We start from the raw sequence: 13,264 nt of genomic DNA, 5'->3' as shown, positions 1-13,264 counted from the left end.
TCATGTCAACTGTACAAGTACCGAAATTAAATACGAAAGATCTTTTAACACTAGAAGAATTAACGAAAGAAGAAATTATTTCTTTAATTGAGTTCGCTATATATTTAAAAAAGAATAAGCAAGAGCCTTTATTACAAGGCAAAATATTAGGGCTTATTTTTGATAAGCATTCAACTCGTACTCGTGTATCTTTTGAAGCGGGAATGGTACAACTCGGGGGACATGGTATGTTTTTAAGTGGAAAAGAGATGCAAATGGGAAGAGGAGAAACTGTTTCAGATACTGCGAAAGTATTATCGCAGTATATTGACGGGATTATGATACGTACATTCTCGCACGCGGATGTAGAAGAGCTTGCAAAAGAATCGAGCATTCCTGTTATTAACGGTTTAACGGATGATCATCATCCTTGTCAAGCATTGGCAGACCTCATGACAATATATGAAGAAACAAATACATTTAAAGGAATAAAATTGGCTTACGTAGGTGACGGAAATAATGTATGTCATTCATTGTTGCTAGCGAGTGCAAAAGTCGGAATGCATATGACTGTTGCAACGCCTGTAGGATATGAACCGAATGAAGAGATTGTAAAAAAAGCGTTAGCGATTGCCAAGGAAACAGGAGCTGAGATTGAAGTTTTACATAATCCTGAATTAGCGGTGAATGAAGCAGATTTCATTTATACTGACGTTTGGATGAGCATGGGGCAAGAGGGCGAAGAAGAGAAATATTCTTTATTTCAACCTTACCAAATCAATAACGAACTTGTTAAGCATGCGAAGCAAACATATCGTTTCTTACACTGTTTACCTGCCCATCGTGAAGAAGAAGTAACAGGAAAAATTATAGATGGACCGCAGTCTATCGTCTTTGAGCAAGCTGGTAATCGATTGCATGCTCAAAAAGCGTTATTAGTGAGTTTATTTAAAAATGTAGAAGAGCCTTCCTAAAAGGGAGGTTTTTTTATATTAAAATGTCATATGTATATTTAGTTAACCATTTCGATATCATTTATAATAAAAGAGAAAACTAAATTTGTTTTTCAGAGTGTGTAAGGACATACTACATATAAAAATATAGTTAAAGAGATGATGAGGGTGAAAACAACTAAGAAAACATATTCGTTTTTTCAGCGGATGTGGAGAATATTAAAGTTTCAATATTATAAGTTGCTTCGATCGCCAGAAGGCGCAAAGAAAGTATCGTTAGGGTTTGCTATAGGATTCGGCTTAGAAATGTTAGTCATTTATACGGCATCGCTCGTATATGTAATATTTTATCCAATCGTCAGGTTAGCAAAGGGATCTTTTCCTGCGGCAGTTATTGGCAATATTATTGGGAAAATATCGTTTCTCCCAGTATTTTTATTTCCGCTTGCGTATGCGCTAGGAAAAATGATTTATCCATTTCATGTACAGAAAATTCATCATGAACCATTTACGATATCGGACTTGTTTTCAAGTCACATTTTTACGATATTAAAGAGCTTATTACAAAGTGAAGTGTATGTATTAATTGGAATGACGATTTTAGGAGTTGTGTTTGGTCTCATTTCGTATTTCGTTGTGCATTATTTATACGAAAAGAACCGTAAGTTACGCTTGAAGAAAAGGAAGAAACGAGTGAGAGAACCACTTGTACAATTATAAACAATGTCACATCCATTTTCTCCTTTGAATATGTTTAAGAAAAAGGAGGAGAGGATAATGTATTATTATTACGTACCTCAAGTATATCCATATGTAAATTATTATCCGGTTTATGATACGAGTAGACAATACGAATTATATCGGCAACAACAATTACAGCAATTATCACAAATACCACAATTACCACAACAACAGCCTACACAGGAAAAAAAACCATATTTAACAACATGGCCATATTCCAATGTGTACTATGGTAACTATTACGAATCATAAAGCTGCTTCTATTTAGAAGCAGCTTTATACGTTTGTTTTCAAAATTAAATTTTGAATGGTTTGAAGAGAATGAATGAGCTTTTCGCGCTCTTCCTCAGATAATGTTTGGAAATTTTCTTTTAGTTTGTCTAAAATGAATTGCTGATACTGATTTACTAATAATTTCCCTTCAGCTGTTAGGGAAATTAAAATGACCCGTCGATCTTTTTCGCTATAATGACGCTCTATTAGTTCTTCTTGAATAAGTTTGTTTAATAGAGGTGTCATGTTAGGCCGTGAAATCGCTAGCCGCTTGCCGATTTCGGAAACTGCTAATGTGCCGTTTTCATGCAAAAGCAGTAATACTTGTGTATGTGATGGCGGCATATGTCTTTGAGAAGAAAATTCTCCAGGAAGCATAAATTTGCGATAAAAAAGAGGCACTAGCGAAAGAAGATGATCAACAATACGTTCCCACTCGCGTGATTCCATATAAAGGCCCCCTTCCACTATCATTGTAACAAAAAAGACATGTTATAAAAATAGAATTGTTTCATGGGAATTTTAATATTTGTAGGCCAATACTTTTTTTGTAAATGAATCGGCAATAATCGTATAGCCTTTATCATTTGGGTGTACTTGGTCAAAGAGCAATTCTTTTTTATCATTCGATATTAATTTACGAATTGGCAAAACGATAGATGGTTGATTCACTTTTGCAATGGAATAAACGGATTCATTCCAGCCGTCTAAAAACATATCTGCATAACTTGCGATGGAGTCATCGAGTTGTAACGGGTTATAGAGTTCAGAAAGAATGAGTAAAGCATCCGGATTTTGATCTCGGACTGTCTTTACAATATTTTTTACATCCGCTTCAAAATGAGCTTTTTCTTTATTTAACATTTTAATACCGTCTATAACACCGACATCACGATTTAAGCGAAATAAATTATTTCCCCCAATATTAATTGTAATGATATTTGCTGCTCTAATTTTTTGCTTTACATCTTCTGATTGAACTTTTTTAGCGAGACGATCTGTTGTAAGACCGTTTATCCCAAGGTTTTCTACAGTAATTGGTTTATGAATTTGTGCTTCTATTTGTTTAGAGGCTAATTCAGCAAATCCACCTTGTGTTGATCCATATCCTTTGGCGAGCGAATCACCTAGTACGAGATGATAAAAGGAATCGTTTGTTTGCTTATCAATCCAACTTGGAGTAGATGTTTTTTCTGTTTTTTCTTCGGGTTCATTTTGTTTTGTCTCGTCGTTCTTTTCAAAATAAGAATAAGAAATGATCAGAAGGAGGAGACAAACAATTGTTAAGATGACTTTTTTCATAAATTCATCCTCCTTGTAATTGGTAATTGTATCATATTCAGCAGTATTAGCAATGTAAGGGCATATTATATGTTTATGAAAAGTTTATAATAACTTTACAGAAAATTTGTTGAAGTTTGTCAAAAAATATTGACGATAGGAAAGAACTTTATATATGATAATGTCAGATAAGGTGAAATTTTAATTAGTGGGAGCTTTATTTCCTATTAATTGTTAGTCTTCATCAATCGGGCGTTTAAGGGGACTACTCGTTAGCGCAGGGTGAAATGAAAATTGTGTCTCTAATAGAAGAAAAAAGGTATGTGGTTAGAGACAGATAGGGATTCATTTCATTATTTCTGGTAATTGTATAAGGGGGATTTTTTGTGAAAAAGTCAAAAAAAATGCTAGCTGGAGCAACTCTTGCGATTGGTGTTATAGCACCGCAAGTAATGCCAACAACAGCTCATGCAGATGAGAACGCTGGGGAGAGTACAGTTAACTTACGAATTCTAGAAACATCAGATATTCACGTTAACTTAATGAATTACGATTATTATCAAACGAAAACAGATAATAAAGTAGGTCTCGTACAAACGGCAACACTCGTTAATAAAGCACGTGAAGAAGCGAAAAACTCTGTCCTATTTGATGATGGAGATGCATTACAAGGGACACCGCTTGGAGATTATGTAGCAAATAAAATAAAAGATCCGAAGAATCCTGTGGATCCTAGTTATACACATCCATTATATCGTGTAATGAATTTAATGAAGTATGACGTCATCTCTCTTGGGAATCATGAATTTAACTACGGTTTAGACTATTTAAACAAAGTGATTGAAAAAACGGATTTCCCGGTTATTAACTCCAATGTATATAAAGATGACCATGATGATAAGGAAGAGAACGATGAAAATTATTTTAAACCATATCATATTTTAAAGAAAGAAGTAGTGGATGAAGCAGGCCAAAAACAAATAGTGAAAATTGGTGTAATGGGATTTGTTCCACCACAAATCATGAACTGGGATAAAGCGAATTTAGAAGGAAAAGTAAAAGCGAAAGACATCGTCGCAACAGCAAAAATAATGGTGAAAAAAATGCAAGATGAGGGTGCAGATATTATCGTTGCATTGGCTCATTCAGGCGTCGATAAGAGCGAATATAAAGAAGCGAATAAAATGGAAAATGCATCATATCATTTAGCAACACAAGTTCCTGGCGTAGATGCAGTATTAATGGGACATTCACATACTGAAGTGCAGGATGTATTTAATGGTGTTCCAGTTGTAATGCCGGGTGTTTTTGGTAGTAACTTAGGTATTATTGATATGCAATTGAAAAAGGTAAACGGAAAATGGGAAGTGCAAAAAGATCAATCTAAGCCACAACTTCGCCCGATTGCTAATAGTAAAGGTACCCCATTAGTAGAATCTGATCAAAAATTAGTTAATGAAATTAAAGATGAACATGAAAAGACAATCGAATATGTAAATACACATGTAGGTGAAACGAAAGCACCAATTAATAGTTATTTTTCATTAGTACAAGATGATCCTTCCGTACAAATTGTGACCAATGCGCAAAAATGGTATGTAGAACAAGAACTTAAAAAACCAGAGTACGAAAAGATTAAAGATATTCCGGTTTTATCTGCAGGCGCACCATTTAAAGCAGGTGGCCGAAACGGTGCTACATATTATACGGATATTCCAGCTGGAACGTTAGCGATTAAAAACGTTGCAGATTTATATGTATATCCAAATACGTTATATGCTGTAAAAGTAAATGGGGCACAAGTGAAAGAATGGCTTGAAATGTCTGCAGGTCAGTTTAATCAAATTGATCCAAAGAAAACAGAAGAACAGCCGTTAGTAAATATAGGGTATCCTACATATAACTTTGATATTTTAGATGGCTTAAAATACGAAATTGATGTAACACAACCGGCGAAATACGATAAAGATGGAAAAGTTGTAAATGCAAATACGAATCGTATTGTAAATATGACATATGAAGGTAAGCCAGTAGCTGACAAGCAAGAGTTCATCGTCGCTACAAATAACTATCGTGGAAGTAGCCAAACGTTCCCAGGTGTAAGTAAAGGGGAAGTTGTATACCAATCACAAGATGAAACACGTCAAATCATTGTGAAGTATATGCAAAAAATAAAAGATATTGATCCAGCAGCTGATCAAAATTGGACATTTAAACCGATTGTTGCAGATAAATTAAATACAACATTTGATTCTTCACCAAATGCACAAAAGTATATAAAGAAAGATGGAAAGATTTCATATGTTGGACCATCTGAAAATGAATTTGCGAAATATGCAATTGATATAACGAAGAAAAATGATGATAAAGAAACTGGTGAAGGAAACCCAACAACACCGCCAACAGGTGGTGGAGAAAATCCGACGACACCACCAAAAGGTGATGGAGAAAACCCAACAACACCGCCAACAGAAGAAGGTAATAATGGTAATGAACCAAAGCAAGATGGAAACAATACTGGATCTGGACAAACTACAACAGATGATCAAAATACAAAAGAAACAACAACTGTAAGTGAAAATAAAGAAGCTGAAAAAGATGAACGTGATTTACCGAAAACAGGTGCAAGTATTGCTTCTACAATTGGAGCTGGTCTTGCGTTTGTTGGAGCGGGATTACTTCTGTTATTTAGAAGAAAGAAAGCGAATAGATAGTCAAGAAATATAAAAAGGATTACCGATTTGGTAATCCTTTTTGTTATATTATGAAACTGGTACTGCTTTTTCTTTTTTCCATGAAAGACCGAATCCAGTAAAGCCGACAATAATGGTTACGACTGGACATGCTAAACAGAAGATTGCGTATGGCAGGTAATCGAATGTTGGAACGCTAAGAACGTTTGTTAAGAATACGCCACTTACACCCCATGGTACGAGTGGATTAATTACTGTACCAGCATCTTCTAATACTCGTGATAAATTACGACGTTCTAAACCGACTTCATCGTATTTATTAGCAAATGCTTGTCCTGTTAAAACGATGGATAAGTACTGCTCACCAAGTAAGAAGTTTACACCAATTGCAGTTGAAGCAGTAGAAATAATTAAGCGTGTACTAGTTTTTACGAAGCTAGAGATAATATTCATCAGCTGCGCTATAATACCCATTCCTTGTAATAATCCTCCCATACAAAGAGCTAGGAAAATAAGAGCAATTGAAATCATCATACTTTGCAGGCCACCGCGAGATAATAAGCTGTCAATGTCTTTGATACCAGTTTTAGAAACGTAACCGTCTTGCATAATTTTTATTAAATCAGCTAAAGAAGTGCTAGGTTTAAAAATAAAGAGAATAATAATCCCTACCACAATTCCTGCAAGTAATGTTGGAACTGCGGGTACCTTTTTAAATGCGAATAGGAACAGTAATAAAATAGGAATCAGTGTAACGATAGAAATCGTTGCATTTTTTTCTAGTGTGTTAATAAATGCTGAGAAATCAACGTTTCCACCAGATCCGCTTCCTAAAATGAAAAATGCGATAAAAGCAATAATGAAAGCTGGCACTGTTGTCCAAAGCATGTTACGAATATGTTCAAATAAATCTACACCTGTTACAGCAGGCGCTAAGTTTGTTGTATCAGATAAAGGAGACATTTTATCTCCGAAGAATGCACCAGAAATAATTGCACCAGCAATAAGAGCTGGATCGTATCCAAGGGCAGTACCCATTCCCATAAAGGCAAGTCCTACAGTTGCAGCAGTTGTAAAAGCACTACCGATACTCGTTCCAACAATTGCACAAACAACAAAAACAGTTGGAACGAAAATTTTTGGAGATACAAGTTGGAAGCCGTATACCATTAAAGTGGGAATAGTTCCAGCTGCAATCCAAACGCTAATTAATACGCCTACAAGTAAGAAAATAAATATAGATGGAATACCAGCTGAAATACTACTAATCATCCCTTTCTCCATAGTAGACCAAGAGATTCTCTTCAGGAATCCAAATGCTAATAAAAGAACGATACCAAATAAAATTGGAATGTGTGGTGAAACTTCTAATTGAATAACACTAAAACCAATACAGAAAAAGATAAAAATTGTTAAAAGAACAGACTCAATTTTTGAAACCATTGTTTTCCCCTCCTAAGTAATGTGAAATAGCTCTTTTTTATATAAAATTCGCCAATATTGTATATTTCCTTCTAAAATTTAGAATTTTGTGACAAATTACCGGTAATTGTTAGTCCTTCTATATGATACGGAAATGATTGGATAAAAAAACGTCCCTGCATATAATTATGCAGGGACGAAGAAATCGCGGTACCACCCTAGCTTGTGAAATGAATGCGTCACAAAATAAAGGGTCATATGATATGCGCTTATAAAATAAAAAACGCCCCTGCAATATATGCAGGGACGAAAAATTCGCGGTACCACCCTAAATTGTGAAACAGTGTCGTTTCACCACTCTTTAGACATAACGGTCTATAACCGTCTTTCACTACTCCTCACGTTTCGTAAAAGAAGCTCCAGGGGGTAATTCATAATTCGCTCTGTACTGGTTCGCACCGACCACCAGCTCTCTGAAATCAGAAATCGAAATACTACTAAATCCTATCAACGCCGATTCATATGATGTTAGTTAAATTTTTATCATATATTCATCATACATGTCAATAAAAATATGTGATATTTTTTTAGGGAAATAAAGGAGATAGGTTTTAACACTAAAAAATGTGCGTTATAATGAATTTGAAAGGGGAGGAAAGAGTGAAGAAAAAAATAATTCTTTTTACCACCTTACTAGTCATTGGCGGAAGTGCTGGCATTTACACAGCTTTTGCAGCTGAATCAGAGCAAGCGAAGCAAAAGCAAGTACAGCAGTCAGAAGTGAAGAAAGCGAAAGAAGCGGAAGAGAAGAAGTCGATGGAGAAAGCAGCTACGAAACTAGGGGTTTCTAGTGATGGAAAAACAAAAGAAGAAATTACGAAAGAAGTAAATAAGGCTAGATTTGAGAAGCGTCATGATTTATTAATTGAGCACGCTAAGCAACTTGAAATTGATACAGAGGGGAAAAAAGATGAAGAAATTATTTTAGAAATTGGAAAGATACAGCATGGAAAGTAGAACAACTTATCGTAGGATAAGTTGTTCTTTTTTAAGAACTATTTGATTTTAAAATAATTGACAGTCATTCGGATTTAATGTTAACTATATTTATAAACAAGTTAACATTAGGGGTGACAATTGTGACAATAAATAGTAGAACGATTGAAAAATCATCTTATACATATGAAGAATTAGCAGAGAAAAATAAAGCTTACGTATGGCACCCATTTACACAAATGAAAGATTATTTAGAAGAAGATCCTGTCATTATTGAACGTGGAGAGGGAAGAAAACTATACGATGTAAATGGTAATGAATATTGGGATGGTGTTTCATCTATATGGTTAAATGTTCACGGACATCAAGTACCGGAATTAGATGAAGCAATTCGTGAGCAATTAAATAAAATTGCTCATTCTACTATGTTAGGACTTGCTAACGTTCCATCTATTTTATTAGCAGAAAAAATTATTGAGGTTGTACCAGATGGATTGAAGAAGGTATTCTATTCTGATTCAGGTTCTACCGCTGTTGAAATTGCAATTAAGATGGCTTTCCAATATTGGCAGCATAAAGGGAAACCAAAGAAACAAAGATTCGTTACATTAAAAGAAGCATATCATGGTGATACAATTGGAGCTGTTTCAGTAGGAGCAATAGACTTGTTTCACCAAGTGTATAGTTCGCTCTTATTTGATGCGATTAAAATGCCGTATCCATATACATATCGTTCTCCTTACGGAAATAATAAGGAGGAAATTGTAAAAATCCATTTAGAAGAAATGGAAGAATTGTTGAAAGAAAAGCATGAAGAAGTAGCTGCCATCATTGTAGAGCCATTAATGCAAGGTGCTGGCGGAATGATTACAATGCCAAAAGGATATTTAAAAGGACTGCGCGATTTATGTACAAAGTACAATGTATTATTTATTACAGATGAGGTAGCGACTGGATTTGGGCGTACAGGGAAAATGTTTGCGTGTGAACATGAAAATGTGACGCCAGACATTTTAACTGCTGGGAAAGGTTTAACAGGTGGATATTTACCAATTGCAGTTACGGTAACGACAGATGAAATATATAATGCCTTCTTAGGAGAATATGAAGAACAAAAAACATTTTTCCATGGACATAGCTACACAGGTAATCCGTTAGGGTGTGCCGTAGCAATCGCGAATCTAGAACTATATGAAAAAACAAATTTAATAGAAGAAGTGGCACGTAAAACGGATTATGTGACAGCGCAATTAGAAAAGCTCTTTGCGTATAAACATGTAGGTGATATTCGTCAGTGCGGATTAATGGTTGGTATTGAGCTTGTGAAGAATAAGAAAACGAAAGAAGCGTTTGACTGGACAGAAAGAGTCGGTGTTCAAGTATGTAAACGCTCAAGAGAGCTGGGTATGATTTTACGACCGCTAGGTAACACGATTGTATTTATGCCACCACTTGCTTCTACTTTTGAAGAAATTGATGATATGTTACGCATTTTATATAAGGCAATCTCGGATGTTACGGAGGGAGAATAATGAGTGGTTTTTTTATAACAGCAACAGATACTGAAGTGGGGAAAACTGTCGTTGCCGGTGCATTAGCCGGTGTATTTAGAGAATTGGGATATAACATCGGAGTATATAAACCGTTGCAAAGTGGGCATGTTGCATCAAACCCTGAGGGAGATGCGGCAAGGTTAAAAGCATTATCAGGTGTACCGACACCAGAAAATGAAATTTGCCCTTATTCTATTGAAGAACCACTTGCTCCGAGACTTGCCATGAAAAGAGCTGGAAGAGTAGTAAAGTTAAAAGAAATTACTGATTACTATAATGAACTATTAAAAGAGTTTAATAGCTTATTTGTAGAAGGGGCAGGTGGGCTTGCTGTCCCATATACAGAAGATGCTTTAGTAATTGATTTTGCAAAAGAATTACAGTTGCCTCTTATTGTAGTAGCTCGTCCTACATTAGGAACAGTAAATCATACAGTGTTAACGATTGCTTACGCAAAGGCGCATGGTTTAACCGTAGTGGGTGTCATTTTATCAGGTTGCAAAGAATGTGAAATGGAAAGAGTGCAAGAAAATAAAGAGATGATTGAAGAGCTGAGCGGGGTACCAGTTTTAGGATTATTGCCATTCTTTGCAGGTGAGTTTACGAAAGAAGAAGTATTAGAATCTGCAAAAGAACATATTATGATTTCAAAATTAGAGGAGTTTATCCAAAATGAATCAAACGTGGCGGGCGCACCTTCAATCTAAATTACAACAATTACATGAGCAAGGGCAGTATCGTGATTTATATGTAACAGAGAAGGCAGAAGAGACTTGGCTTATTCGAGATAAAAAAAGGATGTTAAATTTAGCGTCAAATAATTATTTAGGGTTAGCTGGAGATGAAAGGTTAAAAGAAGTTGCTATTGCCTGTACAAAAAGATATGGAACTGGAGCGACTGCCTCTCGTCTCGTTGTAGGAAATCATCCATTATATGAAGAGGTTGAGAGAAGCATATGTGACTGGAAAGGTACTGAAAGAGCTTTAATTGTAAATAGTGGATATACGGCAAATATAGGTGCCATATCTTCTTTAGCCTCTCGGCACGATATTGTTTTTAGTGATAAGTTAAATCACGCAAGTATTGTTGATGGAATCATATTAAGCGGGGCAGAGCATAAAAGGTATCGTCATAATGATTTGGATCATTTAGAGAAGTTGTTGAAAATGGCTTCGCCTGAAAAAAGGAAATTAATCGTAACAGATACCGTTTTTAGTATGGATGGTGATACTGCGTATTTGAGAGATTTAGTACAGCTGAAAGAGAAATACGGGGCAATCATTATAGTCGATGAAGCACATGCGAGTGGAATATATGGAATCGGCGGAGCTGGGTTATCTCATATAGAAAAAAATCTTGCTCAAAAAATTGATATACATATGGGGACGTTTAGCAAGGCTTTAGGGTGTTATGGTGCGTATTTGACAGGTGATGAAATTTATATAGAGTATTTACAAAATATGATGAGAAGCTTTATTTTTACTACAGCTTTACCACCAAGTACGTTAGGAGCGGTGCAAAAAGCAATTGAAATTGTAAAAGAAGATAACGAAAGAAGAGAGAACCTTATAGCAAACGGAGAATACTTCAGAACTAAATTAAGGGATGCTGGTTTTGATATTGGGAATAGTTCAACTCATATTGTACCGATTGTAGTCGGTTCAAATGAACATGCTTTACGGTTTAGTAAAAGGTTGCAAGAGGCAGGGATTGCGGCTATTGCAATTCGTCCGCCAACTGTGCCGGTTCATAGTTCTCGAATTCGCTTTGCAGTTACATCGCAACATACAATAGCTGATTTAAAATGGGCTATTGACCGAATTATCCACATTGCGAAAGAAGAGGAGCTTTTCGTATGAATGAGCTAAAGATTATTTTTATCCCCGGATGGGGAATGGAAGAGAATATTTGGGATTTAGTACTTCCGTATTTTAAAGGATATTCTGTTCAATGCATAGATTGGCGTAATGTGAAAGAACGAAGTGAATTTGCGGACCGAATTATAGATGTAGCGCATAATGACAACGTAATATTGGTTGGATGGTCACTAGGAGCGTTAGCAGCAGTTGAAGCTTATAAAAAGATTCAGGCAAAAGGCATCGTATTAATTGGTGGTACTGCTAAATTTACAAATACGAGCGATTACAGTAACGGATGGAATGCTTTGCATGTAGAACGGCTGAAAAGGAATTTGGCGAGAAGGAAAGAAGATACGCTCAAGCGGTTTTATGAAAATATGTTTACGAAAGATGAGCTAAAAGAGAATAAAAACTTTGAAGACATTGTAGACCGTTTTAAAGGTGATTCTATTCAGTCTTTACAACTAGGTTTGGATTATTTAATAGAAACAGATATGAGAGAAGAACTAAAAGAAATTAAAGTACCTATACTACTTATTCACGGAGAACAGGATGTAATATGCTCATTGTCTGCGGCACGTAGTATGACGGAAAATAGCAGCAGCGAGCTGAAAGTAGTAAGTGAAGCAGGGCATGCATTATGTGTGACAAATTTTGAATATTGCGCAAATGAGATAATTCAATTTGTAGAGGGGATACGACATGATCAACAAAACGTTACTACAAAAACGGTTTAATGGGGCAGCCGTATCTTACGATCGATATGCAAATGTACAAAAAAAGATGGCACATTCATTACTTTCAATCTTAAAGGAACGATATAGTGAAACGGCATCAATACGTATTTTAGAACTGGGATGCGGGACGGGGTATGTAACAGAGCAATTATCAAAGTTATTTCCGAAAGCACATATTACAGCAGTTGATTTTGCTGAAAGTATGATTGCGATTGCGCAAACTAGACAAAATGTAAAAAATGTAACGTTTCACTGTGAAGATATTGAGCGATTACGATTAGAAGAATCATATGATGTCATTATTTCAAATGCTACATTTCAATGGTTAAATAATTTACAACAAGTGTTAAGAAATTTATTTCAACATTTGTCTATAGATGGGATATTACTCTTTTCAACGTTTGGACATGAAACGTTTCAAGAATTGCATGCTTCGTTCCAACGTGCGAAAGAAGAAAGAAATATAAAAAATGAAACATCGATTGGTCAACGTTTTTATTCAAAAGATCAGTTGCTTCATATATGTAAGATAGAAACAGGGGATGTGCATGTTTCTGAAACATGTTACATAGAGAGTTTTACAGAAGTTAAGGAGTTTCTGCATTCTATTCGAAAAGTAGGAGCAACTAATAGCAATGAAGGATCATATTGTCAAAGTCCCTCACTCTTTCGTGCGATGCTACGCATATACGAAAGAGACTTCACGGGAAATGAAGGGATAATGGCAACGTATCATGCTTTATTTATACATATAACAAAAGAGGGGAAGAGATGAA

General features: G+C 35.5%; 13 protein-coding genes and 1 other annotated feature. Of the genes, 10 read left to right on the top strand and 3 right to left on the bottom strand.

All coding sequences use genetic code 11. From position 1 onward, the window contains the following. Positions 1-2: 2 nt before the first annotated feature. The 3 genes from argF to DN401_RS09185 all read left to right on the top strand — a co-directional run bounded on the left by argF (position 3) and on the right by DN401_RS09185 (position 1,925). On the top strand, positions 3-953 hold the full coding sequence (gene argF / locus DN401_RS09195; RefSeq protein ID WP_000108865.1) for an ornithine carbamoyltransferase: 951 nt from the start codon (positions 3-5) through the stop codon (positions 951-953). 138 nt (positions 954-1,091) lie between these two features. Then, a complete protein-coding gene (locus DN401_RS09190; RefSeq protein ID WP_002005691.1) occupies positions 1,092-1,652 on the top strand; it encodes a DUF2062 domain-containing protein in 561 nt (186 codons plus the stop codon). A gap of 57 nt (positions 1,653-1,709) precedes the next feature. After that, positions 1,710-1,925, top strand: a complete 216-nt coding sequence (locus tag DN401_RS09185; protein ID WP_000291956.1) for a hypothetical protein — start codon at positions 1,710-1,712, stop codon at positions 1,923-1,925. A gap of 24 nt (positions 1,926-1,949) precedes the next feature. Here DN401_RS09185 and DN401_RS09180 read toward each other — a convergent pair whose 3' ends face one another. Then, a complete protein-coding gene (locus tag DN401_RS09180) occupies positions 1,950-2,396 on the bottom strand; it encodes a MarR family winged helix-turn-helix transcriptional regulator (protein WP_000445819.1) in 447 nt (148 codons plus the stop codon). A 72-nt stretch (positions 2,397-2,468) separates the two neighbouring features. Then, positions 2,469-3,248: a GDSL-type esterase/lipase family protein gene (locus DN401_RS09175; protein WP_000755838.1), complete on the bottom strand. Its 780-nt coding sequence runs from the start codon at positions 3,246-3,248 to the stop codon at positions 2,469-2,471. A 365-nt stretch (positions 3,249-3,613) separates the two neighbouring features. Here DN401_RS09175 and cpdB point away from each other — a divergent pair, with 365 nt between their 5' ends. Beyond that, positions 3,614-5,941, top strand: a complete 2,328-nt coding sequence (gene cpdB, locus DN401_RS09170; RefSeq protein ID WP_000748652.1) for a bifunctional 2',3'-cyclic-nucleotide 2'-phosphodiesterase/3'-nucleotidase — start codon at positions 3,614-3,616, stop codon at positions 5,939-5,941. A 48-nt stretch (positions 5,942-5,989) separates the two neighbouring features. Here the strand turns inward: cpdB and nhaC are convergent, their stop codons facing one another. Beyond that, positions 5,990-7,363 (bottom strand): Na+/H+ antiporter NhaC, encoded by a 1,374-nt coding sequence (gene nhaC / locus DN401_RS09165; RefSeq protein ID WP_149287664.1) that lies wholly within the window; start codon positions 7,361-7,363, stop codon positions 5,990-5,992. 278 nt (positions 7,364-7,641) lie between these two features. Continuing rightward, positions 7,642-7,862: a binding site (T-box leader), on the bottom strand. A gap of 140 nt (positions 7,863-8,002) precedes the next feature. Between nhaC and DN401_RS09160 the strand changes: the two genes are divergently transcribed. The 6 genes from DN401_RS09160 (at position 8,003) to bioC (ending at position 13,263) form a co-directional block, all read left to right on the top strand. After that, positions 8,003-8,359: a hypothetical protein gene (locus DN401_RS09160; protein WP_002204713.1), complete on the top strand. Its 357-nt coding sequence runs from the start codon at positions 8,003-8,005 to the stop codon at positions 8,357-8,359. A gap of 77 nt (positions 8,360-8,436) precedes the next feature. Further along, complete coding sequence (gene bioA, locus DN401_RS09155; RefSeq protein WP_002041775.1) at positions 8,437-9,870, top strand: adenosylmethionine--8-amino-7-oxononanoate transaminase; 1,434 nt, start codon at positions 8,437-8,439, stop codon at positions 9,868-9,870. Then, positions 9,870-10,598: a dethiobiotin synthase gene (gene bioD, locus DN401_RS09150; protein WP_000012495.1), complete on the top strand. Its 729-nt coding sequence runs from the start codon at positions 9,870-9,872 to the stop codon at positions 10,596-10,598. Before bioA ends, bioD begins: the two co-directional genes overlap by 1 nt. Beyond that, the gene (bioF, locus tag DN401_RS09145; RefSeq protein ID WP_001077297.1) at positions 10,564-11,751 is read left to right on the top strand and encodes an 8-amino-7-oxononanoate synthase; all 1,188 of its coding nucleotides are present in this window, start codon (positions 10,564-10,566) and stop codon (positions 11,749-11,751) included. The genes bioD and bioF overlap by 35 nt, the downstream gene beginning before the upstream one ends. Next, positions 11,748-12,488 (top strand): alpha/beta fold hydrolase, encoded by a 741-nt coding sequence (locus DN401_RS09140; protein WP_001004167.1) that lies wholly within the window; start codon positions 11,748-11,750, stop codon positions 12,486-12,488. Before bioF ends, DN401_RS09140 begins: the two co-directional genes overlap by 4 nt. Continuing rightward, a complete protein-coding gene (gene bioC, locus DN401_RS09135; protein ID WP_000608911.1) occupies positions 12,454-13,263 on the top strand; it encodes a malonyl-ACP O-methyltransferase BioC in 810 nt (269 codons plus the stop codon). Before DN401_RS09140 ends, bioC begins: the two co-directional genes overlap by 35 nt. Position 13,264: the final 1 nt, after the last annotated feature.

Origin of the sequence: Bacillus sp. BF2-3, assembly GCF_008368795.1 — a bacterium.
In the GTDB taxonomy this organism is placed as follows: domain Bacteria; phylum Bacillota; class Bacilli; order Bacillales; family Bacillaceae_G; genus Bacillus_A; species Bacillus_A cereus.
Note: the sequence above shows the minus strand (reverse complement) of the source record. Positions and strands in the feature narration are given on the sequence as shown.

Coding starts and splice junctions, on each gene's coding strand:
- DN401_RS09180 (WP_000445819.1), bottom strand. CDS start 2,396: ATGGAATCACGCGAGTGGGAACGTATTGTTGATCATCTTCTTTCGCTA.
- bioC (WP_000608911.1), top strand. CDS start 12,454: ATGATCAACAAAACGTTACTACAAAAACGGTTTAATGGGGCAGCCGTA.
- bioD (WP_000012495.1), top strand. CDS start 9,870: ATGAGTGGTTTTTTTATAACAGCAACAGATACTGAAGTGGGGAAAACT.
- DN401_RS09190 (WP_002005691.1), top strand. CDS start 1,092: ATGATGAGGGTGAAAACAACTAAGAAAACATATTCGTTTTTTCAGCGG.
- DN401_RS09140 (WP_001004167.1), top strand. CDS start 11,748: ATGAATGAGCTAAAGATTATTTTTATCCCCGGATGGGGAATGGAAGAG.
- bioF (WP_001077297.1), top strand. CDS start 10,564: ATGAATCAAACGTGGCGGGCGCACCTTCAATCTAAATTACAACAATTA.
- argF (WP_000108865.1), top strand. CDS start 3: ATGTCAACTGTACAAGTACCGAAATTAAATACGAAAGATCTTTTAACA.
- DN401_RS09185 (WP_000291956.1), top strand. CDS start 1,710: ATGTATTATTATTACGTACCTCAAGTATATCCATATGTAAATTATTAT.
- nhaC (WP_149287664.1), bottom strand. CDS start 7,363: ATGGTTTCAAAAATTGAGTCTGTTCTTTTAACAATTTTTATCTTTTTC.
- DN401_RS09175 (WP_000755838.1), bottom strand. CDS start 3,248: ATGAAAAAAGTCATCTTAACAATTGTTTGTCTCCTCCTTCTGATCATT.
- bioA (WP_002041775.1), top strand. CDS start 8,437: ATGTTAACTATATTTATAAACAAGTTAACATTAGGGGTGACAATTGTG.